Here is a 24,237-nt window from a genome sequence, read left to right on the forward strand (position 1 = left end):
TGGCGAGAATCCGACATCATCCTCGGGGCGGCCGGCGTCGTCGGAGAGACGGTCGCTCCGTCCCCGGCGCCGTCGCCAGGGACCGGATCACGAACACGTCGACCGCCATGACGGTGATCGACCACAGCGGTTCGTACGGCAGGAACAGGAACTGGGCGACGAGGCTCATGCCGGCCAGGAGCACGCCCGCCCCGCGGGCCCGCGCCATGCCCTGGAGCAGGGCCGCGCCGGTGGCGGCCGTGGCGGCGCCGAGGACGAGGTGGACCCGGCCCCAGCCGGTGAGACCGAACCGGTAGACGTAGGAGCCGACGCGGGCGTAGACGTCGTCCCCGGCGACGGCCGCGACGCCCTGCAGCACGGCGAGGACTCCGCCGCACAGCATCAGGACGCCGGCGAAGGCCGCACTGCCGCCGCTCCGGCCGTCCGGCGGAGCGGGCGGAGCGGGCGGTCGTGGTCCCCCGCGCGGGACGACCAGGCGGTGCCGATCTCGCCGTGCGGGTCGCCTGCCGGGGCGCTCGGGCTCATGCGGGGTGGTCCTTTCGCGGCGGGCCGGATCGCGGTGGGGCCGGTGACGGCCAGGTCACCGGCGGGCGCGCTCCGCCTCCCGCGCCGCGCCCCGCACCCCGGGCCCTGGACGTCCCCAGCTGCGCGGCGTCAGTCCCGCACGAGGGCCCTCGGCGCAGGTCCGGGCCGGTCGGCCGGCATCCGGTCCGGGCCGGTCCGGTCCGGTCCGGTCCGGTCCGGTCCGGTGGAGGCCAGCAGATCCCGGACTCGCGTCGACGGCGAGCGCGGCGGGCCCGTCCGGGTGAACGGTCCCGCCGGGCGGGGTCGTGCGGGAGCCACGGGAGCCACGGGAGCCACGGGAGCCACGGGAGCTACGGGAGCTACGGGAGCTACGGGACGATGGGGCTCCAGGTCGGTATGGCCACAGGTCGAGGGCGCTACATGTTGATCATGTGGCCGGCCAGGCCGTGCACGGCCTCCTTGACGGCCTCGCCCAGGGTGGGATGGGCGTGCACGTTGCGGGCCACCTCGTGGACGGTGAGGTCCCACTGCTGGGCCAGGGTCAGCTCGGGCAGCAGCTCGGTGACGTCGGGGCCGATGAGGTGCCCCCCGAGCAGCTCGCCGTACCGGGCGTCGCTGATCAGCTTCACGAAGCCGGTGGCGTCGCCGAGGCCGTGCGCCTTGCCGTTGGCGGTGAACGGGAACTTGGCGACCTTGACGTCGTGGCCGAGCTCGCGGGCCTGGGCCTCGGTGTAGCCGAAGCTGGCGATCTGGGGCTGGCAGTAGGTGGCGCGCGGGATCATGACGTAGTCCAGCTCCATGGTCTCCGCGTCCGCGAGGGTCTCCGCGGCGATCACGCCCATCGCCTCGGCGGTGTGCGCGAGCATGAGCTTGGCGGTGACGTCGCCGATGGCGTAGATGTGCGGCACGGAGGTGCGGCAGCGGCCGTCGACGTCGATCGCGCCGCGCTCGGTGACCTTCACGCCGGTGTTCTCCAGGCCGTACCCCGTCACGTTCGGGGCGAAGCCGATCGCCTGCAGCACCTTGTCGGCCTCCAGCACCTGCTGGGCGCCGTCCTTGCCGGTGACGCTGACGCGCACCCGCGGGCCGGAGTCGTCGATGGACTCGACGCGGGTGGAGGTGAGCACGTCGATGCCCAACTTCCGGTACTGCTTGGCGAGTTCGGCGGAGATCTCGGCGTCCTCCAGGGGCGCGACCCGGTCCAGGAACTCGACGATCGTCACCTTCACGCCGTAGTTGTGCAGCACGTAGGCGAACTCGATGCCGATGGCGCCGGCTCCGGCGACGACGATCGACTGCGGGAGGTCGTCGGCGAGGATCTGCTCCTCGTAGGTCACCACGCGGGCGCTGCGCTTCGTGCCGGGGAGCAGCTTCGGGGTGGCCCCGGTGGCGATGACGCAGTGGTCGAAGCCGATGGTGCGGGTCTCCCCGCCGACACCGGTCACCCGCAGGGTGTGGTCGTCGACGAACTCGCCGCGGCCGTCGAACTCGGTGATCCTGTTCTTCTTCATCAGGTAGTGGACGCCCTTGACCCGGCCGTCGGCGACCTTGCGGCTGCGGCGGTAGGCCTCGCCGTAGTCGAAGCTGACCTGGCCTTCCGCCCTGATGCCGAAGGTCTTGGCCTCGCGGGTGAAGATGTGGGCGAGTTCGGCGTTGCGCAGCAGTGCCTTGGTGGGGATGCAGCCCACGTTGAGGCACACACCGCCCCAGTACTTCTCCTCGACGACGGCGACGCGCTTGCCCAGCTGGGCGGCGCGGACCGCGGCGACGTAACCGCCGGGGCCGGCGCCGAGGACCACGACGTCGAAGCGTTCGTCCTGCTCGGGCATAGGAGTTCCTTTTCCGTGGGGTTCGTGACGGGTGATCGTCCTTCCCGTCCGATTCTCCCGTGTCGCCGGAGAGAATGCGTGAGTGATCGAACACCGCGACCCGTGGTGCGGCTCACGCCTGCGGGGCGGGCGAGGGGCGGCGGGGCACGATCGTCGCTCGGCGAGCGCCGGCCGCGCCCCGTCTCCTTGTCTCTCCCGTCTGCCGTCTCCCTGTCTCTCCCCGTCTCCTTGTCTCTTCTCGTCCCCCGGTCTCTTCTCGTCCCCTCGTCTCTTCTCGTTTCTCCTACGACGTCGCCGTGGGCCGCCGGGAGGCCTGCGTCGCCTTGCTGAGGTCGGTCAGCGGCCGCAGCCGGTAGGTGTACGCGTAGTCGCGGTCGGCGAACAGCTTGTACTCGTCGTGGGTGTGCGCGCCCCAGCTGTTGTCGCCGCCCACGCCCATCTGGCGGTGGTTCAGGCGCAGCACGACCTCCTTGCGGGGGGTGAGCTGGTAGTCGTGCCGGGCCCCGACCGACAGGTCCTCCGGGGTGAAGTGCGAGGCGTTGACCTCCAGGAGCGGCTCGCCGCTGACGAGCAGACCGGCGCCTGCGCCGTCGGTCAGGGCGGCCCAGCGGACGTCGGTCTTGTTGCCGTTCTCCTGCGGACGCAGGTACGAGGTCCACTGCCCGGTGACCGTGCCGGAGTACAGACCCACGTCGGTGGCGTCGTTGCGGTCCCAGTGGTTCTCCTCGGGACCGCGGCCGTAGTAGTGCAGATGCTCCAGACGCGCGGGCAGGAACAGCAGGGTGCCCACCTCCGGGATGTACGGCAGGTTCGCGGCCCCCGGGTGCAGCGTGTTGTCGACCTTGATCTCCCCGTTTCCGAAAACGGTGTAGGTGGTGGTGTACGACGACCGCGTCGTGGTGGGCAGGGTGCCGGACACCTGGATCTCGACGGCCCGGTCGCGCAGCGCCCGTACGCTCACCCCGGTCACCGTGCGGCGCGCGCCGGCGTCGCGCCAGGTCTGGTTGCGGGTGTGCTGGCCGTTTCCCCGGTCGTTGTCGGTGGGGGCGCGCCAGAAGTTCGGCGCGGGCCCGGAGGTGAGCAGCCGGAGGCCGCCGGCGCGGTACGAGGTGATGACGCCGGTCCTCTTGTCGACGGTGACCGAGAAGTCCCTGCCGCTGACGGTGACCGCCTGCTCGTCCTCCTGGTGGCCGAGGGCCGGGACGGCGTCCAGCGGCACGGGGGTGACGGCGGGGCTGCCGGCGTCGACGGCGAGCTGCTGCCGGGCCACCTCGTGACCGGCCTCGGCCCACTTGGAGCTCCGCCTGGTGGTGAACGACAGCTGCAGGAAGTACTCCGTGCCCGGGGCGGGGTCGCGCGGCAGCCTGAACGGCACTGTGACGTCCTTGCTCGACAGCGGCGCCACGTCCAGCTGGGCCCGGCTCAGCGTCCCGCGCTGGACCGTCCGGCCGTCGGCGACGAGCTCCCAACGGCCTTCGAACTCACGGACGTTGGTGAAGAGGTGCTCGTTGGTGAGGGTGACCGCGCCCGAGGGGGCGAGCAGCCGGCCGGCGGCGGGGGCCGCGCCGATCGCCTGGTAGATCCGCTTGATCTCGGCGGACTTGCCGGTCGCTCCCCGGTCGGCGGTGACGATGCCGTCGCCGGAGAACGCCCCGTCGTTGGGGTTGTCGCCCCAGTCGCCGCCGTAGGCGTAGAAGGTGCGCTCGCGGGGGCGTTCCTCGGTGAAGGCGACGGTGGCGGCGTCGAACCAGAACCGCACGCCGTCGTCGCCGGGGCCGCGGCCGTCGGCGGCCAGTTCGGCGGCGCTCAGCGCCCGGGCGTACACGCGCGCCCGCCGGACGGCGCCGCTGAACTCCCGGGTCGGGTTGTCGACGTCGGTGGCCAGGGACAGGGGCGCGGTGTTCACGGCGGGGCGCACCGTGGTGGTCCGGGTCGCCCGGACCACGCCGTCGACATGGAGGGTCAGGGTGCCCGTCGCCGCGTCGAAGACGCCCGCCACATGGTGTTCCGCGCCGGTCCAGTCGTCCGGCAGCGCCCAGCCGACCGCGATCCACTGGCCGCTGCCGTAGATGAAGAACTCCAGCGTCCTGTCGCTCTGCTTGAGGGCGTACTGGGTGTCGCCCTTGGCGATGACGGGCTGGTGGTAACCGGTTACGCGCGGGGTGATCCACGCCTCCAGGGTGAGGGAGCCGGTGAGGTCGAGGCGCGGGTCACGGGCGAAGACGGTACCGCCGGTGAGCCCCTTGTCACGGGTGAACGCTCCGCTGGGGGCGATGATCTCGCCGCGCAGCGCGCCCGGTCCGGCCTCGGTGAACAGCTTGCGGGTCGGAGTGGGCCACTCGAGGGCCTGGTCGACGAAGTCCCAGATCCAGCCGCCCTGGAGCACGTCGTGACGGCGCACGACATCCCAGTACTTCTTGAAGTTCCCGCTGGAGTTCCCCATGGCGTGGGAGTACTCGATCATGACGTACGGCCGGGTGTCGCCGGTGTCCTCGGCCCGTGCCTCGACGCGGCCGGGACTGTCGTACATCTCGGAGCGGATGTCGCTGATCCCCGGGCGGTCGTCGCCCTCGTACTGGATGACACGGGTGGTGTCGTAGGAGCGGATCCAGTCGTGCATGGCGGTGAAGGTGCTGCCGCCGCCGGCCTCGTTGCCGAGGGACCAGATGACGACCGAGGCGTGGTTCTTGTCGCGGTGGACCATGCTCTGCGCGCGCGCCACGCATGCCCGCGTCCACTCGGCGTGGTCGCCGGGGTACTCGCCCCGGATGCCGTGGGTCTCGAGGTTGGTCTCGTCGACGAGATACAGGCCGTACTCGTCGGCGAGTTCGAGCCAGTGCGGGTTGTTGGGGTAGTGCGAGGTGCGGACGGCGTTGATGTTGAGCCGCTTGATGATGCCGATGTCCTCGGCCAGGTCCGCGCGGGTGAGGGCCGAACCGCGCCGCGGATGCATCTCGTGGCGGTTGGTGCCCCGCAGCGACACCGGCTTGCCGTTGATGCGCATCAGGCCGTCCTTGAGCGCGAACTCGCGCAGACCGACCCGGTGGGAAAGGGTTTCGATGACTTTTCCGGCCTGGTCGCGCAGGCGGAGCACGGCCGTGTACAGCTCGGGGTGCTCGGCCGACCACAGCCGCGGCTCGGGCACGGCCTTGGCGGCCCGGACGGTCGTCTCGTCGCCCGCGGCGAGTGCGACGGACTGTTGCAGCGGCCGGGACCAGACCGGGTGGCCGCCCGCGTCGTAGAGCTGGGTCTCGACGGAGTACCGGCCGGCGCCGTGTCCGCCGTAGTCCCGCACGCTCGCCGTGACCGACAGCTCGGCCGCCCCGTAGTCCTGGCTGAGCGGGGTGTCCAGCCGGAAGTCGCGCAGGTGCACGGCCGGCGTGGAGTACAGGTAGACCGAGCGGAAGATGCCGCTCAGCCGGATCATGTCCTGGTCCTCCAGCCAGTCGCCGTCGGAGTAGCGGTAGACCTCCACGGCGATCTGGTTGGTTCCCGGCTTGAGGTGGTCGGTGACGTCGTACTCGGCGGGGTCGTAGGAAGACTCGTGGTAACCGACCAGCACACCGTTGATCCATACGTAGTGGGCCGATTTGACCCCCTCGAAGTGGAGGAACGTCCGGCGCCCCGTCCAGCCGCGCGGGACCGTGAAGGTGCGGCGGTACTGGCCCACGGGGTTGTAACGGGTGGGGGCGGCCGGCGGCTGCGCCTCCTCGCCGAGGCCGTTGGGGCCCCACCACGGGTAGGTGATGTTGATGTAGATCGGGCGGTCGTAACCGTGCAGCTGCCAGGCGGAGGGGACGGGGACGGTGTCCCAGCCGCTGTCGTCGAGGTCGGTGCGGTGGAAGTCGACGTCGCGGTCGCCGGGACGGTCGGCGTAGGCGAACCTCCAGGCGCCGTCGAGGCTCAGCCGGTACGGGGAGCGGGTTCGGTCGGCGGTCAGGGCCTGGGCGAGGTCCGCGTACGGCATGAGGGTGGTGTGCGGGTCCTCGGCGCCGAGGCGGAAGACGTCGATACGCCCGTTCCACTCGGGCGCGGCGTCGTCCGCGACGGCGCCGTGGGCGGCCAGGGGCCCGGACAGGGCGAGGGCGCCGAGGACGGCGGCCGACCCTTCGAGCAGACGGCGGCGGCTGACGGCCGGGCGCGGGCGGCGGTGCGGCTCCGCCCACCGGGGGCGGTCCGGTCGGTCCATGGACGACTCGTGCGGGTGGGTCATGACCACGACCTTCCTCAGGGCGAACCGTGCGGCTCTGCACGGACGGAGGGTGCGTCAGATCTTGTCCACTCCTGTTGGATAAACGAACATAGACGCGCCGCGATGGCCGAATATCAACTCTCTTCGGCGCAACGCCACTTGACGCCCGCGGACATCAGGGTCACTTTTTGTCGACTCCCGTCAATACACGTCCCGCACGTACCGCTTGTCGGAGGCGAGTTGCTTCACATAGGCCGCCGCCTCCGCCTCGCTCAGGCCGCCGTGGACGACGACGACGTCCCGCAGGGCCCGGTCCACGTCCTTCGCCATGCGTGAGGCGTCGCCGCAGACGTAGAAGTGGGCCCCGTCCCGGAGCCAGGACCACAGCTGGGAGCCGTGCTCGCGGATCCGGTCCTGGACGTAGACCTTGGCCCGCTGGTCACGGGAGAAAGCGGTGTCGAGACGGGCCAGGGAGCCGTCGGCCAGCAGGGTGGTCAGCTCCTGCTCGTAGAAGAAGTCCGTCGCCCGGCGCTGCTCGCCGAAGAACAGCCAGTTGGGCGCCCGGTGCCCACGCGCCCGGCGCTCCTCCAGGAATCCCACGAAGGGCGCGACGCCGGTGCCCGGTCCGACCATCACCATCGGGGTCGCCGGATCGGCGGGCGGACGGAAGTGCGGGGAGCGCTGCACATGGACGGGGACCTCGGCGCCCGGTCCGGAGTCGGCGAGGAAGGCCGAGCAGACGCCCTGCCGGGAACGGCCGGCCAGGTTCTCGTACCGCACGACGGAGACGGTGAGCGAGACGAGGTGGGGGTCGCTGAGCGGACTGGACGATATGGAGTACAGCCGCGGCTGCAGCCGCCCCAGCAGCTCGGCCCACTCCTGGGCGTCGGCACGGACGCCGAACTCGGCCACCACGTCGACGGCTTGACGGCCCCAGGACCACTTCGCCAGCTCGCCCTTGTTGTCGGGGCGCAGCAGCTTGCGCAGTTCGCGCGGGTCACGGGTGCGGTCGGCGGCGAAGCGGAGCAGCGCCGGGGTGATCCGGGTGATGTCGAGACGGCGCAGCAGCGCCTCGCCGAGCGGCGCCTCGCCGACGCCGTTCACCCGCACCGGCGTGTGCGCGTCGAGCCCGGTGACGGCCAGCCACTCCGACACCAGCCCGGGCGAGTTGAGGGGGCGCACGCCGAGCGCGTCCCCGGCCTCGTAGACCAGCGGGGTCTCGCTGTCGCGGGTGTCGAAGGTGAAGCGCCGGACCTCCTTGCCGGAGCCCGGACGGCTCAGCAGACGGTTGCCGGCGAGCCGGGCGGTGACGGGGGCGGGGCGTCCCGGGCGGGGCGGGGCCGCGGTGACCGGGACGGCGAGGGACGGGGCTGCCGTGGCCGGGGTCCGCGTGGTCGGGGTCCGCGTGGTCGGTGCCGCGACCGGCGGGATAGCGGCGGGCGGGGTTGCGGTGACGGAGGCGGTAACCGCTTGCGAAAGGGAGGCCGACCGCGAGGGCGAAGGCTCGGAGGCGGTAATCGCTTGCGGAAACGAGGCCGACCGCGAGGGCGAAGGCTCGGCGTGGCCCGCGGGCTGCCGCTCCGTGGCCTCCTTCAGCGCGGTGAGCACCTGGTCCAACCAGGCCTCCGCCTCCGTCTCGTAGTCCGGTTCGCAGTCGGTGCGCGGGGCCAGCCTCAGCGCCCCCAACTCGTCCATGCGGCGGTCCAGTCGGCGGCCGTGGCCGCAGAAGTCGTCGTACGAGGAGTCGCCGAAGGCGAGGACGGCGTAGCGGCGTCCCTCCAGCCGGCCGGTGTCCAGCGTGGCGAGGCCGTCCCAGAAGCCGGCGCCGTTGTCGGGCGCGTCGCCGTCGCCGAAGGTGCTGGTGATCAGGAGCAGGTCGGCGTCGGAGGGCAGGGCGGCGGGATCGGCCTCGTCCATGGCGACCAGCGAGGCCGCGTGGCCGCCCTCGGTGAGCCGTGCGGCGGTGGCGGCGGCGAAGTCCTCGGCGGTGCCGGTCTGCGAGGCCCACAGGATCACGACCTGCCGCGCCGGGGCGGGTGTCGGACCCGCGCCGGCACGGGAGTACATGCCGGCCAGGGCGCCGTTGACCCACAGAGCGTGTTCGGGGCTGAACGGCGCGTCCGGCGGCAGGACCGGCACTCCCGGGACGCCGGCCGGGACGCCCGCGAGGAAGCCGACCAGGTACCGGCGTTCCCCCTCGGTCAGGACCGGTGGCGGGGCGGGATCCAGGCCGAAGACGGCGGCCGCGGACGCAGACGCCGAGGGCTGCGCCGCCGTGGGGAGGAACGCGCCGCCCATGGGCTGAGGCGCGGCGCCGGGGGCGGAGGCCGACGAGGTGGCCTGGGCGAAGGACGTCGGGCCGGCGGGAACCGCGGACGCCTCGACGAACGGTGTGGCGGTGCGTGGCGCCGCGGTGGGGGGCCCCTGCGGGCGGGGCGCCTCGGCCGTCGGAAACTGCACGGAAACCGGTGTCGAGACCTTCGTCAGCGACACGGCGCACACCTTCAGCTCGGGCTGGAAGGACAGCGGGTCGACGGCGTCGCTGGTGACCGCGTTGACGCTGAGGTACTCGCCGAACAGGTCGTTCCAGTGGAAGGGAGCGAAGCACGAGCCGGGCAGCACCCGGTCGGTGACGACGGCGGGCAGCACGGCCCGCCCGCGCCGAGAGGCGACCTCGACGGAGTCGCCGTCGGCGAGAGACAGCGCGGCCGCGTCCTCCGGGTGCACCTCGACGAACGGGCCCGGATCGAGCTTGTTGAGCTTGGCCACTCTGGCGGTCTTGGTCAGGGTGTGCCACTGGTGCTGCAGACGTCCGGTGTTCAGGACGAACGGGTAGTCCTCGTCGGGCATCTCGGCCGGCGGCACGTGCGGACGCGGATGGAAGACGGCGCGGCCGGAGGGCGTGGGGAAGGTGAGCGAGCCGTCGTCGTCGACGTAGCGGATCGGGTTGCGGTCCGGCCCGTCGGCCGTTGCGGCCGGCCACTGCACGGGGGCGGTGCGCAGTCGGTCGTAGGTGACTCCGCGCAGGTCGTAACCGGTTACCGGGTTGTAGGCCTGCTTGATCTCCTCGAAGATCTGCTCTGCGCTGTCATAGGAGAAGCCGCTTTCGTAACCCATGGCGCAGGCGACGGCCGCGATGAGCTGCCAGTCGGCCCTCGCCTCTCCCGGTGCGTCGACGGCCGGCCGGGCGAGAGTGAGGTTGCGCTCGCTGTTGACGAGGACGCCCTCGGTCTCGGTCCACAGGGCGCCGGGCAGCACGATGTCGGCGTAGGCGTTGGTCTCGGTGTCGGCGAAGACGTCCTGCGTGACCACGAACTCCGCTGCTTCCAGCCCCTCGATGACCGTCCGGCGGTTGGCGACGGAGGCGACCGGGTTGGTGCAGATGATCCAGCAGGCCTTGATGTCGCCGTCGGCCAGTCTGCGGAACAGCTCCACGGTGCCCTTGCCGACGCCGTCCGCCCTGATCGTGCCCGGTTCGATCCCCCACAGCCGCTCGACGAAGGCGCGGTCGGCGTCGACGAGGACCGAACGCTGGCCGGGCAGCCCCGGTCCCATGTAACCCATTTCCCGGCCGCCCATGGCGTTGGGCTGGCCGGTGAGGGAGAAGGGCCCGCTGCCCGGGCGGCAGATCGCGCCGGTGGCGAGGTGGAGGTTGACCAGCGCGTTGGTGTTCCAGGTGCCGTGCGTGGACTGGTTGAGGCCCATGGTCCAGCAACTGGTCCACTCCCCCGCCTCGCCGATCAGCCGGGCGGCCTCGCGCAGATCCGCCTCGGGGATGCCGGTGAGCTCCGCGACGGTGGCGGGCGGGTAGTCCGCGAGGAACTCCGGCATCGCCTCCCAGCCCTCGGTGTGCGCGGCGACGAACTCCGGGTCGGTGTGACCGTTCTCGTGCAGCAGGTGCAGCAGACCGTTGAGAAGGGCGAGGTCGGCGCCGGGCCTGATCTGGAGGAACAGGTCCGCCTTGGCGGCGGTGGCGGTGCGGCGGGGATCGACGACGATCAGTTTCGCACCCGCTTTCACCCGGTCCATCATCCGCAGGAAGAGGATGGGGTGGCAGTCGGCCATGTTGGAGCCGATGACGAGGAAGACGTCCGCCCGGTCGAGGTCGTCGTAGGAGCCGGGCGGACCGTCGGCGCCCAGAGACAGCTTGTAACCGGTTCCCGCGCTGGCCATGCACAGGCGGGAGTTCGACTCGATCTGGTTGGTGCGGAGATACCCCTTGGCGAGCTTGTTCGCCAGATACTGCGCTTCCAGGCTCATCTGCCCGGACACATACAGGGCGACCGCGTCGGGACCGTGCTCGTCGACGATCGCCCGCAGCCGCCGTGCCGTCTCGGCGACCGCCGCGTCGACGGGGGCCGGCTCCGCCTCCTCGCCGCGGTCCGGGCGGACGAGGGCGGTGCTCAGCCGGCCGGGCGCGGCGAGCAGGTCGGCGGTGGTCGCGCCCTTGGTGCACAGCCGGCCGAAGTTCGCCGGGTGCCGCTTGTCGCCGGACGCCTTCAGCACCGTGCGGCGGCCGTCCGGTCCGAAGCCGATGTCGAGGACCATGCCGCAGCCGACGCCGCAATACGAGCAGACCGTGCGCACCTTCGTCTCGGTCGCGCTGTCGGTCCGCGGGTCCGGCACGGCCACGGGCGCCCCTTTCTGTCTGTCGGTCGGCCTGGTGAGAGTCTCTGGAAAGCCTCTGCGACCGTACGAACCGTGCATTACGCAGGTGTCTCCCGGACCGGCGGCCAGGGGTTAAGCCCGGCGCACAGCGAGCGGCGGCCGGGTGTGAGCGGCGGATCGCGCCCGTCATGGAGGGCGAGCGCACCGTTCCCGGGGCCGGAGGCGGGAACGGGCCCGCGCGTCACGGTGTGACGGTGAGGGTCGTGGGTCTCCAGCGGACCCTTTACCCGCACCTGATGGCATGGTCGCGTCAAATCTGTCACGCTTCCGGCAGCCGTCGCGCACCGCCCTCCGGCACACCCACACCGAGAGGGACAGCAACCGAGCAGGCCGCGAACCCGGCCGCCGCAAAGGAGCCACGTGTGAGACCCACGCCCCGCAAGGCCCTCGCCGCGAGCGCACTCACCCTCGCCGCGATGGCCGCCGTCTCGCTCCCCGCCACACCCGTAGCGGCCGCGCCGGCTGCCGCCCCGTCCGGGAGGGCCGCGGCCGCGTCGGCCGCCGCGCCCCTGGACGCCGCCGACCCGGCCGCAGCCGCCGCCCCGCACCGGGCCGCACCCGCGCACGCCACCCCGGGCGATGCCTCCGCCGCGGACGGCCGGGCGCCCGGGAAGGCGGCCCCGGCGGCCGCCGCCTGCACGCCCGCCCAGGTCGTCGTCAACGGCGGGTTCGAGAGCGGCGTGTCGCCGTGGTCGCAGTCCTCGACCGGTGTGATCACCAGCCGCACCGGCCAGAGCGCCCACGGCGGCGCCGCCTTCGCCTGGCTGGACGGAGTCGGCGGCACGCACACCGACACGCTCTCCCAGAGCGTCACCGTCCCGTCCGGGTGCGCCGCCGCCACCCTCACCTTCTGGCTGCACGTCGACACCGCCGAGACCACGTCGTCCACCGCGTACGACAAACTCACCGCCAAGATCGGCTCCACGACGCTGGCCACCTACTCGAACCTGGACAAGAACACCGGCTACGTGCGCAAGTCGTTCGACGTGTCCGCCTTCGCGGGCCAGACCGTCGGCCTCTCCTTCACGGGCGTCGAGGACTCCAGCCTCCAGTCGAGCTTCGTCCTCGACGACATCGCGCTCGACACCTCCGGCGACACCGTGCCGCCCGGCGACTCGACCCGCACCCCGGCCGCCCCGTCGTACACCGTCGCCCTCAGCTCCAACACCGCCGGCACGGTCTGGACCGGTCACGAGAGCGCGACCTTCACCAACGCCTCGTCCACCGCGCTCGGCGAGGTGTACCTGCGGCTGTGGGACAACTACCACGGGACCTGCTCCGCGATGCCGATCGCGGTCAGCAACGTCACCGGCGGCGCCGCCGGCGCCCTGTCGGTCGGCTGCACGGCCCTGCAGATCACCCTGGCCGCGCCCCTCGCGCAGGGACAGAGCGCCACGATCGGCTTCGACCTGGGCATCACCGTGCCCAGCGGCGCCGACCGGTTCGGTCACGACGGAGCGTTCAGCTTCGTCGGCAACGCGCTGCCCGTGCTGGCGGTCAAGGACGGGGCGGGCTGGCACCTGGACCCGTACACGAACAACGGCGAGTCGTTCTACTCGCAGGCCGCCGACTTCCGGGTGACCCTCGACCACCCGACGAGCCTGCTGGTGCCGGCCACCGGGACCTCGGCCGACGCCGCCGGCTCCAGCGGACGCACCGTGACCACGGCGACCGCCTCCAAGGTGCGTGACTTCGCCTGGGCCGCCGGTCCGTTCAGCAAGATCTCCGGCGTCTCGGCCGCCGGGACGCCGATCAACGTGTACTCCGTCTCCGGCATCAGCTCGGCCGACGCCCAGTCGATGCTGACCACCGCCAAGACCGCCGTGGACGCCCACGCCTCCCGCTTCGGCGCCTACCCGTACGGCGAGTTGGACGCCGTCATCGACAACAGTTTCTGGTTCGGCGGCATGGAGTACCCCGGCTTCGTCCTCGACCTGGTCAGCACCACGGCGCTGACCCATGAGATCGGCCATCAGTGGTGGTACGGGATCGTCGGGGACGACGAGTACAACAGCCCCTGGCTGGACGAGTCCTTCACCGACTACGCCACCGACCTGGCGCAGGGCAAGACGGGCAGCGGGTGCTGGAGCGGCGTCTCGTGGGCCTCGTCGGCGGAGAAGATCACCGCCTCGATGGCGTACTGGGACGCCCACTCCTCCCGGTACTCGACCGTCGTCTACGGGTACGGCAAGTGCGCCCTGCACGACCTGCGTCGGCTCCTCGGCGACACGGCGATGGCCAAGCTGCTGAAGGACTACGCCGCTGCGCACTGGTACGGCGTCTCGACCACGGCCGAGTTCAAGGCCGCCGCCCAGGCCGCCACGGCCACGGACCTGACGTCGTTCTGGAGCACCCACCGCATCGAGGGCTGAGCCCTCAACCGGCCTGCCGGGCGAACGCCTCGTAGGCCCGTTCGTCGAAGAGGACGAACCTGACCTCTTCTACGTTCGTCCGCGCGGCCCGGACCGTCTCGACGGCGATCCGGGCCGCGTCGTCCATCGGCCAGCCGTAGATCCCCGCGGAGACCGCCGGGAAGGCGACCGTACGGGCGCCATGCTCGTCCGCGACCCGCAGCGACTCCCGGTAGCACGAGGCCAGCAGCTCCGACCGGTCCTCGGCCGCGCTGTACACGGGCCCCACGGTGTGGATCACCCAGCGCGCGTCCAGCGCGCCCGCGGTCGTGGCGACCGCCCGGCCGGTGGGAAGCCCCTTGCCGTAGTGCGAGGCGCGCAGCCGGCGGCAGTCGGCGAGGATCTCGGGGCCGCCCCGGCGGTGGATGGCGCCGTCGACGCCGCCCCCGCCGAGCAGTGAGGAGTTGGCCGCGTTGACGATGGCGTCCACGGACTGGCGGGTGATGTCGCCCTGGACGAGGGTGATCGTGGTCATGAGCTCGTGTATACCAACGGGGACCGCCCGGCCGCTCAGCCGTGCCGTCGCAGCCGGCGCCACACGGCCTTCGCCGCGTTGTGGCCCGACATGCCGTGCACGCCCGGCCCGGGCGGCGTGGCCGAGGAGCAGAGGAAGACGGCCGGGTGCGGGGTGGCGTAGGGGAACGCGGTCAGCTTGGGGCGCAGCAGGGCCTGGAGGCCGGAGACCGCTCCGGAGGCGATGTCCCCGCCGACGTAGTTGGCGTTGCGGGCGGCGAGTTCGGCGGGGCCCGCCGTGACGCGGGCGAGGACGCGGTCGCGGAACCCCGGTGCGAAGCGTTCCAGTTGGCGTTCCATGACGTCGGTGAGGTCGCCGGTCCAGCCGTTGGGCACATGCCCGTACGCCCAGAAGACGTGCTTGCCGGCCGGGGCGCGGGTGGGGTCGACCACGCTGGGCTGGACCGTGATCATGAAGGGGCGGTCGGGCGCCCGGCCCTCGCGTGAGACGGCCCGCAGGGCGGCGCCGATCTCCGCGCTGTCCGCGCCGATCTGCACGGTGCCGGCCGCCCGCGCCTCCTCGGCCGTCCACGGGACCGGGCCGTCGAGCGCGTAGTCGATCTTGAAGACTCCGGGTCCGTACTTGTAGCCCTCGTAGTGGTTGCCGAAGCCGGCGATGCGGGCGAGGGCGGTGGGCGAGGTGTCGAAGACGTAGGCACGGGCCGGGGGCAGGTCGTCCAGGCGCTTGACCTCGTAGTCGGTGTGGATGCGGCCGCCGAGGTCCTCGAGGTAGGCGGCCAGCGCGTCGGAGAGGGACTGGGATCCGCCGCGGGCCACCGGCCAGCCGCGGGCGTGCGCGGCGAGGGCGAAGACGAGGCCGACGGCGCCGGTGGCGAGGCCGTTCAACGGGGCCATGACGTGGGCGACGAGCCCGGCGAAGAGGGTCTTGGCCGGCTCGTCGCGAAAGCGCCGGACGAGCCAGCTGGACGGAGGCAGGCCGACCAGGCCGAAGCGGGCCAGGGTCAGCGGGTCGCGCGGCAGCGCGGTCAGCGGCAGGGACATGAAGTCGCGGGCCAGGGTGTCCCACCGGGGCAGGAAGGGTTCGACCAGGCGGCGGTACGCCCCCGCGTCACGCGGGCCGAAGGAGGCGGCCGTCTCGGCGACGGACCGGGACAACACCGCGGCGCTGCCGTCGAGGAAGGGGTGTGCCATGGGCAGCTCCGCGTGCAGCCACTCCAGGCCGTAGCGCTCCAGGGGCAGGGCCCGGAAGGCGGGCGAGTTGATCGCCAGGGGGTGCGCGGCGGCGCACGGATCGTGCCGGAAGCCCGGCAGGGTGAGTTCCTCGGTGCGCGCTCCTCCGCCCACGGTGTCCCGCGCCTCGAACAGCGCCACGGAGAAACCGCGCCTGGCCAGCTCCACCGCTGCGGTCAGCCCGTTGGGCCCCGCTCCCACCACGACCGCATCAAGCATCGACGGCACTTCGACCCCTTCGTCAGCCGGTGACCCCGTGGATTGGTGGCCCCCCGCGATCAGGATATGCCGGGGGTACGACGAGACCGGCGGCGCGGGGCGGGGAACCGGCCGGAGCACGGCACCGGCCGGAGCGCCGCACCCGTCGGAGCGCCGCACCCGTCGGAGCGCGGAACCCGCCGCTTCGCCCCCCGCAGGCGTCGCCCATCCCCGCAGGGTCTGTTCCCGCGCGGGAAGCGCCCGCCGGCCGGTGTCGTCCCGCCCGGGGAAGCGCCCGGCCCGCGTGGGCCTTCCCGCTGGGAGCCGGTCCGACGCGAAGCCGTCACGGCCCGGAGGCCGGACCCGCGAGCCGTCACGGTCCAGGAGTCCGTCCCGTCCGGCGCCGTCCCGGGGCAGTGGTTCCGCTCAGGAAGCCTCTCGGCGTCGTTCGCCGCCCGTGAGCAGTCCCGTCACGCGTCGGGCCGTCGCCGCGTCCCGGGCCGCCGTGAACGGCAGGGAGTTGCCGCCGGTGACGCGGAACGGCTCGCCGGCGAGGGTGAGATGGGCGCCGCCCGCCTCCTCGACGAGCAGCAGTCCGGCCGCGTGGTCCCAGGCCGCCTCCCAGGAGAACGCCGTGGCGTCCAACTCTCCCCGGGCGACGGCGAGGTACTCCAGGCCGGCCGAGCCGCACGGGCGCGGGGCGACGCCGTCCGTCCACAGCCCCAGCAGGGCGCGCTTTTGCTCGTCGCTCGTGTAGTCGGGGTGCGAGGTGGCCACCGTCAGGGCGCGGCCGGGCCCGGGCGGGCCGGCGAACAGCCGCTCGCCGTCCAGGAAGGCGCCGCCGCCGCGCACCGCCGTGGCCAGCTGATCGCGGGCCGGCGCGTAGGTCCAGGAGGCGAGCAGGACGCCGTGCCGGACGAGCGCGACCAGGGTGCAGAAGCCGTCGTCGCCGTGCACGAACTGACGCGTCCCGTCGACGGGGTCGACGATCCAGACCGGCGTGTCGCCCTGTATCGCCTCGTAGGACGCCGGATCGGCGTGCACCGCCTCCTCGCCCACGACCACCGAGCCGGGCAACAGGGCGCCGAGGACCTCCGTGAGATACAGCTCGGCGTTGCGGTCGGCGTCCGTCACCAGGTCGTGCGGTCCGTTCTTCTGGTCCACCTCGTGCGCGGCGAGCTGCCGGAAGCGGGGCATGATCTCGGCCGCGGCGGCCTTGCGGACCGCCTCTTCCACGTCGGCCGAGTGGCGGGCGAGAAACTCGTCGATGGTTTCCGTGTCTTCGATCATGCCTCCATGAGAGCACGTCCCACTGACAATCCCCGCCCGCCCGGTGCATCCCGGGTGGAATCAGGATGAACGACCGGGCGCGCCGCCCCCGCACGCGGAGGGTCAGCGCCCGACGGCGTACCCCCGCATCCCGCGCTGGTCGGCGGCCGCCGACAGGACGCCGGTCGCGGGGTCGCGGGCGACCGCGCACGGCCGGCCCTCGGACCACGGGTCGCCGACGGTGACGTCGTGGCCGCGCCGTCGCAGTTCGCGCACCGCCTCGGCCGGCATGCGGGACTCCACGGTGACGCTGCCCGGCCGCATCCCGCGCGGATGGAAGGAGCCCGGGAAGGCGTCGTCGTGCCGGTTCGGGGCGTCGATCGCGCCCTGGAGGTCGAGGCCGCCGCGGACCCGCGCGCGGAGCGTGACGGCGAGCAGGAAGTGCAGCTGCCACTGGTCCTGCTGGTCGCCGCCGGGAGTGCCGAAGGCAGCACCGGCGTTCCGCCGCGCAAGGCGATCGAGGGGGTGAGCGTGGTGCGGGGGCGGCGTGGCGGTCTCTGCCCCGCCCCGGATCGGCCCCGGATCCCCCAGGATCCAAGCCGCCGACCTAGGAGCCGGGCCGAGGGGGTGGCACCCCGACACGGCTGGGCCGCCCTCCGGCCCTCCGGCCCTCCCCAGGCCTCCCGCTCCACCGGAGGAGGCCGCAGGTGCCCTGCGCACGGTGGCCGTCCGACGCAGGCGCCTCAGCGCGACCCGCAATGTGCGCGAAGTACCGCACAAAGGGATAATTCAGACAGCCTTGTCATGAGTGCCCCTTGTCCCCCGTCCCCACGGACCGATGAACAGGAAGGTCGGAGCATGTCGAAGAAACCACGTTCGTCCGAGCCACCGCACGGCGAGGGACCGAGCCGTCACGAGGGCGCCGGGCAGCACGGCTGGTCACCCGATGTGGACGAGACCCGCCAGCAGGACAACCCGAGCGCCGAGCGCTCCTTCCATGCGGCGGAGCACGCCGGCGAACGAGGCCGGGGCCGGACCAGGTCCGCCGAGGAGAGCAAGTCCGTTCCGGGTGACACGGTCAAGAGTCACAGCGCACGCGGAGAGGAGTACGGCGACGCGGACGAGAAGGGCCGACGCGACACCGGACGCCAGGGCCGCGCCCAGCGCCCCAGCGGCGCCAGGGACGCCTCCGCCACGACCGGCGTGGACCCACAGGATCCGCCGTCCGGGCACCGCCGGGGCTGACGACCGGTATCAGCAGATCCGCGGCAGCTGCTCCCCGATCGGCAGGTCGACCACCCGGGTGCCGCCCAGTCCGGTGCCGGCCACGACCATGCCGGGATGCGCCTCGACGGCCTCGCCGATGATCGCGGACTCCGCGCCCAGCGGATGCGCCCGCATGGCCTCGAGTACGGCGTCGGCGTGCTCGCGCGGGACGAACGCCACCAGCTTCCCTTCGTTGGCGATGTACATGGGGTCCAGGCCGAGGATGGCGCAGGCATTGGCCACGGCCGGCGGCACCGGGACGTCGCGCTCCCGGACGACCACCCCCGCACCGGAGGCCGCGGCGATCTCGTTGAGCGCGGCAGCCAGGCCGCCCCGGGTGGGATCGCGCAGCACGTGCAGGTCCGGGGTGACGCCGAGCATGGCGTCGACCAGGCCGCCGAGCGCCGCACAGTCGCTCTGGACCTCCACGCCGAACTCCAGGCCCTCGCGCACGCTCATGACCGCCACCCCGTGGGCGCCGATGGCTCCGCTGACGATCACGACGTCGCCCGGGACGACCCGCTGCGGCCGCAGGTCGACGCCCGCGGGGACGAGACCGATGCCCGCGGTGTTGACGTAGATCCCGTCGCCGTGGCCGGACTCGACCACCTTGGTGTCGCCGGTGGCCACCTCCACGCCGGCCGTGCGCGCGGCCGCGCCCAGCGCCTCGGACACCCGCCTGACCACGTCCAGCTCGACGCCCTCCTCCAGGATGAACCCGCAGGAGAGGTAGGCGGCCCGGGCGCCGCTCATGGCGAGGTCGTTGACGGTGCCGTTGACCGCCAGGTCGCCGATGCTGCCGCCGGGGAAGAACAGCGGCCGCACCACGTAGGAGTCGGTGGAGAACGCCAGCCGGGCGCCCCCCAGGGACAGGACGGCGGCGTCGCCGAGCTGGGCCAGCTTCTCGCCCCCGTAGGCGGGGGCGAAGATCTGCTGGACCAGTTCGGCGGAGAGGACTCCGCCGCCGCCGTGGCCCATGACGACGCGGGGCCGGTCGCGTACCGGCGCCGGGCACGTCCACGCTTCGAGATCCAGGGCGGGGACGGGGGCGGGGAGATCGGTGGTGTCAGACAACGGGGCTCGCCTCCCGGGCCGCGGTGGTGGGCACGTCCAGACGGCGGTAGAGGTAGTAGGCGGCGCAGGCGCCCTCGCTGGAGACCATGGTGGCTCCCAGGGGGGTGCGGGGGGTGCACAGGGTGCCGAAGGCCTCGCACTCGTGCGGCTTGAGCAGCCCCTGCAGAACCTCTCCGCTGCGGCACTCGGCGGGCTCCTGCGTCCGGATCCCGCCGACCGAGAAGCGGTGCTCGGCGTCGTGGTCGCGGTACTTCGACGACAGCCGCCACCCGCTGTCGGGGATCACCCCGATGCCGCGCCAGGCCCGGTCGGTGACCTCGAAGACGTCCTCCAGCATGGCCCGGGCGGCCGGGTTGCCCTCCGGGCGGACGGCACGGGCGTAGGCGTTGTCGACCGTGTGCTCGCCGCGTTCCAGCTGGCGGACGGCCCGGCGCACGCCTTCGAGGATGTCCAGTGGCTCGAAGCCCGTCACGACGATCGGGACGCGGAAGCGTTCCGCCAGTTCCGGGTACTCCTCCACGCCCATCACGCTGCACACGTGGCCGGCCGCGAGAAAGCCCTGCACCCGACAGCTCGGCGACGACATGATCGCCTCGATGGCCGGCGGCACCCGGACGTGGGACACCAGCATGCTGAAGTTGCGGACGCCCAGTTTCTGGGCCTGGTGGACGGTCATGGCGTTGGGGGGCGCCGTCGTCTCGAAGCCGATGCCGAAGAACACCACCTCGCGGTCGGGGTTCTGGCGCGCGATCCGCAGCGCGTCGAGCGGCGAGTAGACGACGCGTACGTCACCGCCCTCCCCGCGGACCTGGAACAGGTCACGCCCGGTGCCCGGCACGCGCAGCATGTCGCCGAAGGAGCAGAAGATCACACCCGGCCGGGAGGCGATCTCCAGCGCCTTGTCGATGACCTCCAGCGGGGTCACGCACACCGGACAGCCGGGCCCGTGGATCAGTTCGACCTCGTCCGGCAGGAGCTGGTCGATGCCGTGGCGGATGATGCTGTGCGTCTGGCCTCCGCACACCTCCATCAGCGCCCACGGCCTGGTCACCGTGGCATGGATGTCGTCGAGGAGCCGGCGTGCCAGCTCCGGGTCCTGGAACTCGTCGATGTACTTCACTTCCGCACCTCCCGCACAGCGTCCTCGTCCGCTTGCACGGCCGCCGCCGCTTCCCAGGGATCGCCGAACTCCTCCTGGAGCATGCCTAGTTCGGCGAAGAGTTCGAGTGTCTGCCGCGCCGACTCCTCGTCCAGCCGTTGCAGGGCGAAGCCGACGTGGACGATCGCGTACTCGCCGACCCGGAGGTCGGGCAGGTACTCCAGGCACACCTCCTTGACCACGCCGCCGAAGTCGACGGTGGCCATCCGGGTACCGTCCCGGTCCTCGATGTCCAGCACTCTGCCGGGTACCGCCAGGCACATGGGCCTCTCCTCGCTGTCGGTCGCGCGTTGCTCGATCGGTTGCTCAGTCGGTTGCTCAGTCGGTTGCTCAGTCGGTGGGCACGGCCCGGGCGGCCACCATCAGCTGGCCCAGCGCGAGGCCACCGTCGTTCGGCGGCACCAGGCGGTGCCGCAGGACCGTGAAGCCGTCCTCGCGCAGGGCGGCGGCACAGGCCGAGGAGAGCAGCGTGTTGGCGAACACGCCGCCCGTCAGGGCGACCGTGCCCAGCCCGTGCCGCTCACGGGCCAGCGCGCAGACCTGGCGCACCAGGCCGGTCACGCCGCGGTGGAAGCGAGCCGCGACCAGGGCCGGCCCGGCGCCCGCGCGCAGGTCGTCGACGATGGCCGCGAGCACGGGCGCCGGGTCGGCCCGTACGGCGCCGCCCGTGTTCTCCCGCGCCGCGCGCAGGGCGAAGGCGTACGCGGTGGAGTCCTCGGCGGGTGCGGACAGAGCGGCGCCCTCCAGTTCGACGGCGGCCTGCGCCTCGTACCCGGCGCGGTGGCACACCCCGGCGAGAGAGGACACGGCGTCGAAGAGCCGGCCCATGCTGGAGGTGGGCACACAGTGCAAGCCCCGCTCCAACTGCTTCTCCAGGAGCCTCAGTTCGTCGGGCGGGCAGGCGGTCGTACAGGCGAGGTCCGCGGACCGGGCGATCCCGGCCGCCCTCAGGTGGGCCAGCGCCATGCGGTACGGACGGCGCACCGCGGCGTCGCCACCGGGCAGCGGGACGTACGCGAGGTGCCCGAACCGGGTGAAGCCGTCGTAGTCCGCGAGCAGGAACTCCCCGCCCCACACGGCGCCGTCGTCGCCGTGGCCCGTTCCGTCGAAGGCGACGCCGATCACCGGCCGGGCGCCGTCCAGCCCGTGCTCGGCCATCGCGGAGGCGATGTGCGCGTGATGGTGCTGGACGCGTACGACGGGGCGGCGCGCCGCGTTCCGGTCGGCCCATCGGGTGGAGCGGTAGCCGGGATGCCGGTCGGACGCCACGGTTTCCGGCTGTACGCCCGTGATGAACTCCAGGTGCTCCACGGCCCGTTCGAGGGCGCGCTGCGTGCCGAGGTCGTCCATGTCGCCGATGTGCGCCGACAGCCAGGCTCGGCGGCCCTCCCCCAGACAGAAGGCGTTCTTCAGGTCTCCCCCGACGGCGAGGGCCGGCCGCACGGGCAGCGGCAGCGCGAGCGGCAGCGGGGCGTGACCACGGGAACGGCGGATCACCAGCGGCTGTCCGTCGCAGACGCGGACCACGGAGTCGTCGCACGGGACGTGGATCGGGCGGTCGTGCGTGAGCCAGGCGTCGGCCAGGTGCGCGAGCCGCTCCAGGGCCTCGGTGTCGTCGGTGACGATCGGTTCGCCGGACACGTTGCCGCTGGTCATGACGAGCAGCCGCGGGCCGTCCGGGTCTCCCGGGAGGCCCAGCAGCAGATGGTGCAGGGGCGTGTACGGCAGCAGCACCCCGAGGTCGGGACTGCCGGGCGCGACGGCCTCGGCGGGCCGCGGGTCCCCGGCCGTGCCCGACGCGTGTGGACGCCGTCTCATGAGGACGACCGGCCTGTCCCGGCCTTCGAGCAGGCTCCGCTCCTCGGGGCCCAGCCGGACGAGGTGGCGGACGTCGTCGGCGGTCCTGGCCATGACGGCGAACGGCTTGTCCCCGCGCGCCTTGCGGCGTCGCAGCAGAGCGACTGCCGCGGGGTTCGTGGCGTCGCAGGCCAGGTGGTATCCGCCCAGGCCCTTCACGGCGAGGATCGCGCCCCGGGCCAGCAGGGCGCGCGCGCCGGCGACCGGATCCCCCTCGTCGACGCTCGGGGGCTGTGGCCGCCGGGCGACGAGCAGCCGCAGCCGCGGCCCGCAGGCCGGGCAGGCGACCGGTTGCGCGTGGAAGCGGCGGTCGGCCGGATCGGCGTACTCGCGGGCGCAGTCGGGGCACATCGCGAAGTCGGCCATGGTGGTGTGGGCCCGGTCGTACGGCACGCCCGTGACGATCGTGAAGCGCGGGCCGCAGTGGGTGCAGTTGACGAACGGATGGCGGTGGCGCCGGTCCGCGGGGTCGGCCAGCTCGGCGAGGCAGTCCGCGCAGGTGGCGGAGTCCGGGGAGACCAGGGTGCGGGCGGGTCCGCCGGTGCGGGAGGTGAGGATGGTGAACCCGGCGCCGCCGGCGGGAGGCACCTCCCGGTGGTGGACGGAGTCGACGCGGGCCAGCGGGGGCGCCTGGGCGGCGATCCGGTCGCAGAACCGGGCCACGGCCGAGGCGGTGCCCTCGACCTCCACGACGACGCCCTCCGGGGTGTTGGTCACGTGTCCGGACAGGGCGAGTTCGGTGGCGAGGCCGTACAGGTAGGGCCGGAAGCCCACGCCCTGCACCACTCCCCGGACGGTGACCAGGCGGCGTCGCGGGGTGTCCTCGGTGACGGCGGCCGGGGCCTGCGGAGCGCTCACGGGTGGGTGTGGGCCATCGTGCCGGCGGCCTCCGGGTGCGCGTGGGTGTGACCGTGGTGAGGGTGCGACCGGGCCATGACCGGCGCGTGGACGGGTGCGCCGTCCGCGGCCGCCATCGCCCGGTCGAGCAGCGCGCCGATCCCCTGTCCCCGGCGCGCCGAGGTCAGGATCACCTCGACTCCCGGGTTGACCTGCTCGACGTTCGCGCGGAACGCGTCCTCGTCGAACTCGGCGGCCTCGGCGATGTCGGTCTTGGTGACCACGACGAGGTGGGCGAGACCGAAGGCGGTGGGGTACTTGAGCGGCTTGTCCTCGCCCTCCGTCACGGAGGCGAGAGCGACCCTCAGCGTCTCCCCCAGGTCGTAGGAGGCCGGGCACACCAGATTGCCGACGTTCTCCACGAACAGCAGCCGGGTGCCGTCCGGCAGCCACCCGTCCAGGTGCCCGGCGAGCATCCCCGCCTCCAGATGGCACAGTCCGTCGGTGAGCACCTGCTTGACCGGGACGCCCGAACGCGCCAGGCGGGCCGCGTCGTTCTCGGTGGCGAGGTCGGCGCTCAGCGCCGCGACGGGAACGGACCGCTCCCGCGCCAGCACCAGTTCCCGTTCCAGCAGCGCGGTCTTGCCGCTGCCCGGACTGGACAGCAGGTTGACGACCGCGGCGCCCCGGCCGGCGAGGTGGGCGCGCAGTTCATGGGCGCTCGCGTCGTTCTTGGCGAGTACGGCCTGGCGCAGATCGACGACACGACACATGGTTCAGCGCTCCTCGGAGATCGGTTCGCGGGTGGGGGCGTGCGCGGGGCCGCCGTCCACCCAGTGCACGTCGACGATCTGCAGTTCCCGCCCCGCGAGCAGCTCGGTGTCCGTCCCCTCGCAGCCCGGGCAGGTCAGCCGGGGTGGCATGCCGACGGCCCATTCGTGTGCGCAGGGCGTGCAGCGCGCCCGCCCCGGCACCGTCTCGGTGACCAGTTCGGCGCCTTCCAGCAGGGTTCCGGCGCAGACCAGTTCGAAGCAGAAGGCGAGCGCGTCGGGGACGACGCCGGCCAGTTCGCCCACCTGGAGCCGTACCGACCGCACCGTCGTGACGTCACCGGCCCGCTCGGCGGCCTCAGCCACCTGGTCGACGACGGCCAGCGCGACGGACATCTCGTGCATGGGTCTCCGTCCTCGTGCGCCCTTGCCCCCGGCCGGCCTTCATTAGAGGCGCGCGCGGCCGGGTCGTACGGCC

The 24,237-nt window shown here is 72.9% G+C and carries 15 protein-coding genes and 1 pseudogene; 2 read left to right on the top strand and 14 right to left on the bottom strand.

The window, feature by feature from the left end; all coding sequences use genetic code 11:
• Nucleotides 1-16: 16 nt before the first annotated feature.
• The 4 genes from ACFVYK_RS06375 to ACFVYK_RS06390 all read right to left on the bottom strand — a co-directional run bounded on the left by ACFVYK_RS06375 (nt 17) and on the right by ACFVYK_RS06390 (nt 11,094).
• Nucleotides 17-358 carry a hypothetical protein gene (locus ACFVYK_RS06375; RefSeq protein ID WP_389769238.1) on the bottom strand — a complete coding sequence of 114 codons (342 nt, stop codon included), beginning with the start codon at nt 356-358 and terminating at the stop codon, nt 17-19.
• Nucleotides 359-941: 583 nt separating this feature from the next.
• Nucleotides 942-2,354, bottom strand: a complete 1,413-nt coding sequence (gene lpdA / locus ACFVYK_RS06380) for a dihydrolipoyl dehydrogenase (protein WP_389769241.1) — start codon at nt 2,352-2,354, stop codon at nt 942-944.
• A gap of 283 nt (nt 2,355-2,637) precedes the next feature.
• Complete coding sequence (locus ACFVYK_RS06385) at nt 2,638-6,543, bottom strand: glycoside hydrolase family 2 TIM barrel-domain containing protein (RefSeq protein WP_389769342.1); 3,906 nt, start codon at nt 6,541-6,543, stop codon at nt 2,638-2,640.
• 204 nt (nt 6,544-6,747) lie between these two features.
• Nucleotides 6,748-11,094 (bottom strand): molybdopterin-dependent oxidoreductase, encoded by a 4,347-nt coding sequence (locus ACFVYK_RS06390; protein WP_389769345.1) that lies wholly within the window; start codon nt 11,092-11,094, stop codon nt 6,748-6,750.
• A 482-nt stretch (nt 11,095-11,576) separates the two neighbouring features.
• Between ACFVYK_RS06390 and ACFVYK_RS06395 the strand changes: the two genes are divergently transcribed.
• Entirely contained in the window at nt 11,577-13,586 is a 2,010-nt protein-coding gene (locus tag ACFVYK_RS06395) for a M1 family aminopeptidase (RefSeq protein WP_389769244.1), read from the top strand.
• Nucleotides 13,587-13,590: 4 nt separating this feature from the next.
• On the opposite strand, the gene ACFVYK_RS06400 is transcribed toward ACFVYK_RS06395, so the two are convergent.
• From ACFVYK_RS06400 to ACFVYK_RS06415, 4 genes and pseudogenes are all read right to left on the bottom strand, one after another.
• Nucleotides 13,591-14,100 (bottom strand): O-acetyl-ADP-ribose deacetylase, encoded by a 510-nt coding sequence (locus tag ACFVYK_RS06400; RefSeq protein WP_389769247.1) that lies wholly within the window; start codon nt 14,098-14,100, stop codon nt 13,591-13,593.
• Between the two features lie 35 nt (nt 14,101-14,135).
• Entirely contained in the window at nt 14,136-15,548 is a 1,413-nt protein-coding gene (locus ACFVYK_RS06405; protein WP_389769250.1) for a phytoene desaturase family protein, read from the bottom strand.
• A gap of 405 nt (nt 15,549-15,953) precedes the next feature.
• Nucleotides 15,954-16,817, bottom strand: a complete 864-nt coding sequence (locus ACFVYK_RS06410; RefSeq protein WP_389769253.1) for an inositol monophosphatase family protein — start codon at nt 16,815-16,817, stop codon at nt 15,954-15,956.
• Between the two features lie 102 nt (nt 16,818-16,919).
• Nucleotides 16,920-17,350, bottom strand: a pseudogene (locus tag ACFVYK_RS06415) (gamma-glutamyltransferase); the annotation flags it as partial.
• Between the two features lie 304 nt (nt 17,351-17,654).
• Here ACFVYK_RS06415 and ACFVYK_RS06420 point away from each other — a divergent pair.
• Nucleotides 17,655-18,041, top strand: coding sequence for a hypothetical protein (locus ACFVYK_RS06420; RefSeq protein ID WP_389769256.1), 387 nt, complete (start codon nt 17,655-17,657; stop codon nt 18,039-18,041).
• 9 nt (nt 18,042-18,050) lie between these two features.
• On the opposite strand, the gene hypE is transcribed toward ACFVYK_RS06420, so the two are convergent.
• From hypE to hypA, 6 genes are all read right to left on the bottom strand, one after another.
• The gene (gene hypE, locus ACFVYK_RS06425; RefSeq protein WP_389769260.1) at nt 18,051-19,136 is read right to left on the bottom strand and encodes a hydrogenase expression/formation protein HypE; all 1,086 of its coding nucleotides are present in this window, start codon (nt 19,134-19,136) and stop codon (nt 18,051-18,053) included.
• The gene (gene hypD, locus ACFVYK_RS06430) at nt 19,129-20,256 is read right to left on the bottom strand and encodes a hydrogenase formation protein HypD (protein WP_389769263.1); all 1,128 of its coding nucleotides are present in this window, start codon (nt 20,254-20,256) and stop codon (nt 19,129-19,131) included. The genes hypE and hypD overlap by 8 nt, the downstream gene beginning before the upstream one ends.
• Nucleotides 20,253-20,558: a HypC/HybG/HupF family hydrogenase formation chaperone gene (locus tag ACFVYK_RS06435; RefSeq protein WP_389769266.1), complete on the bottom strand. Its 306-nt coding sequence runs from the start codon at nt 20,556-20,558 to the stop codon at nt 20,253-20,255. Before ACFVYK_RS06435 ends, hypD begins: the two co-directional genes overlap by 4 nt.
• Nucleotides 20,559-20,625: 67 nt before the next feature.
• A complete protein-coding gene (hypF, locus tag ACFVYK_RS06440) occupies nt 20,626-23,010 on the bottom strand; it encodes a carbamoyltransferase HypF (protein WP_389769268.1) in 2,385 nt (794 codons plus the stop codon).
• Nucleotides 23,007-23,762 (bottom strand): hydrogenase nickel incorporation protein HypB, encoded by a 756-nt coding sequence (gene hypB / locus ACFVYK_RS06445; RefSeq protein ID WP_389769271.1) that lies wholly within the window; start codon nt 23,760-23,762, stop codon nt 23,007-23,009. Before hypB ends, hypF begins: the two co-directional genes overlap by 4 nt.
• Before the next feature lie 3 nt (nt 23,763-23,765).
• On the bottom strand, nt 23,766-24,164 hold the full coding sequence (gene hypA, locus ACFVYK_RS06450) for a hydrogenase maturation nickel metallochaperone HypA (protein ID WP_389769274.1): 399 nt from the start codon (nt 24,162-24,164) through the stop codon (nt 23,766-23,768).
• Nucleotides 24,165-24,237 lie beyond the last annotated feature (73 nt).

The sequence above is a fragment of the Streptomyces sp. NPDC058291 genome (genome assembly GCF_042880855.1).
In the GTDB taxonomy this organism is placed as follows: domain Bacteria; phylum Actinomycetota; class Actinomycetes; order Streptomycetales; family Streptomycetaceae; genus Streptomyces.

Bases quoted from the DNA above. Each gene is read 5' to 3' on its own strand.
- lpdA (WP_389769241.1), bottom strand. From the start codon at position 2,354: ATGCCCGAGCAGGACGAACGCTTCGACGTCGTGGTCCTCGGCGCCGGC.
- ACFVYK_RS06385 (WP_389769342.1), bottom strand. From the start codon at position 6,543: ATGGACCGACCGGACCGCCCCCGGTGGGCGGAGCCGCACCGCCGCCCG.
- ACFVYK_RS06390 (WP_389769345.1), bottom strand. From the start codon at position 11,094: ATGGTCCTCGACATCGGCTTCGGACCGGACGGCCGCCGCACGGTGCTG.
- ACFVYK_RS06400 (WP_389769247.1), bottom strand. From the start codon at position 14,100: ATGACCACGATCACCCTCGTCCAGGGCGACATCACCCGCCAGTCCGTG.
- ACFVYK_RS06405 (WP_389769250.1), bottom strand. From the start codon at position 15,548: ATGCTTGATGCGGTCGTGGTGGGAGCGGGGCCCAACGGGCTGACCGCA.
- ACFVYK_RS06410 (WP_389769253.1), bottom strand. From the start codon at position 16,817: ATGATCGAAGACACGGAAACCATCGACGAGTTTCTCGCCCGCCACTCG.
- ACFVYK_RS06420 (WP_389769256.1), top strand. From the start codon at position 17,655: ATGTCGAAGAAACCACGTTCGTCCGAGCCACCGCACGGCGAGGGACCG.
- ACFVYK_RS06435 (WP_389769266.1), bottom strand. From the start codon at position 20,558: ATGTGCCTGGCGGTACCCGGCAGAGTGCTGGACATCGAGGACCGGGAC.
- hypB (WP_389769271.1), bottom strand. From the start codon at position 23,762: ATGTGTCGTGTCGTCGATCTGCGCCAGGCCGTACTCGCCAAGAACGAC.
- hypA (WP_389769274.1), bottom strand. From the start codon at position 24,164: ATGCACGAGATGTCCGTCGCGCTGGCCGTCGTCGACCAGGTGGCTGAG.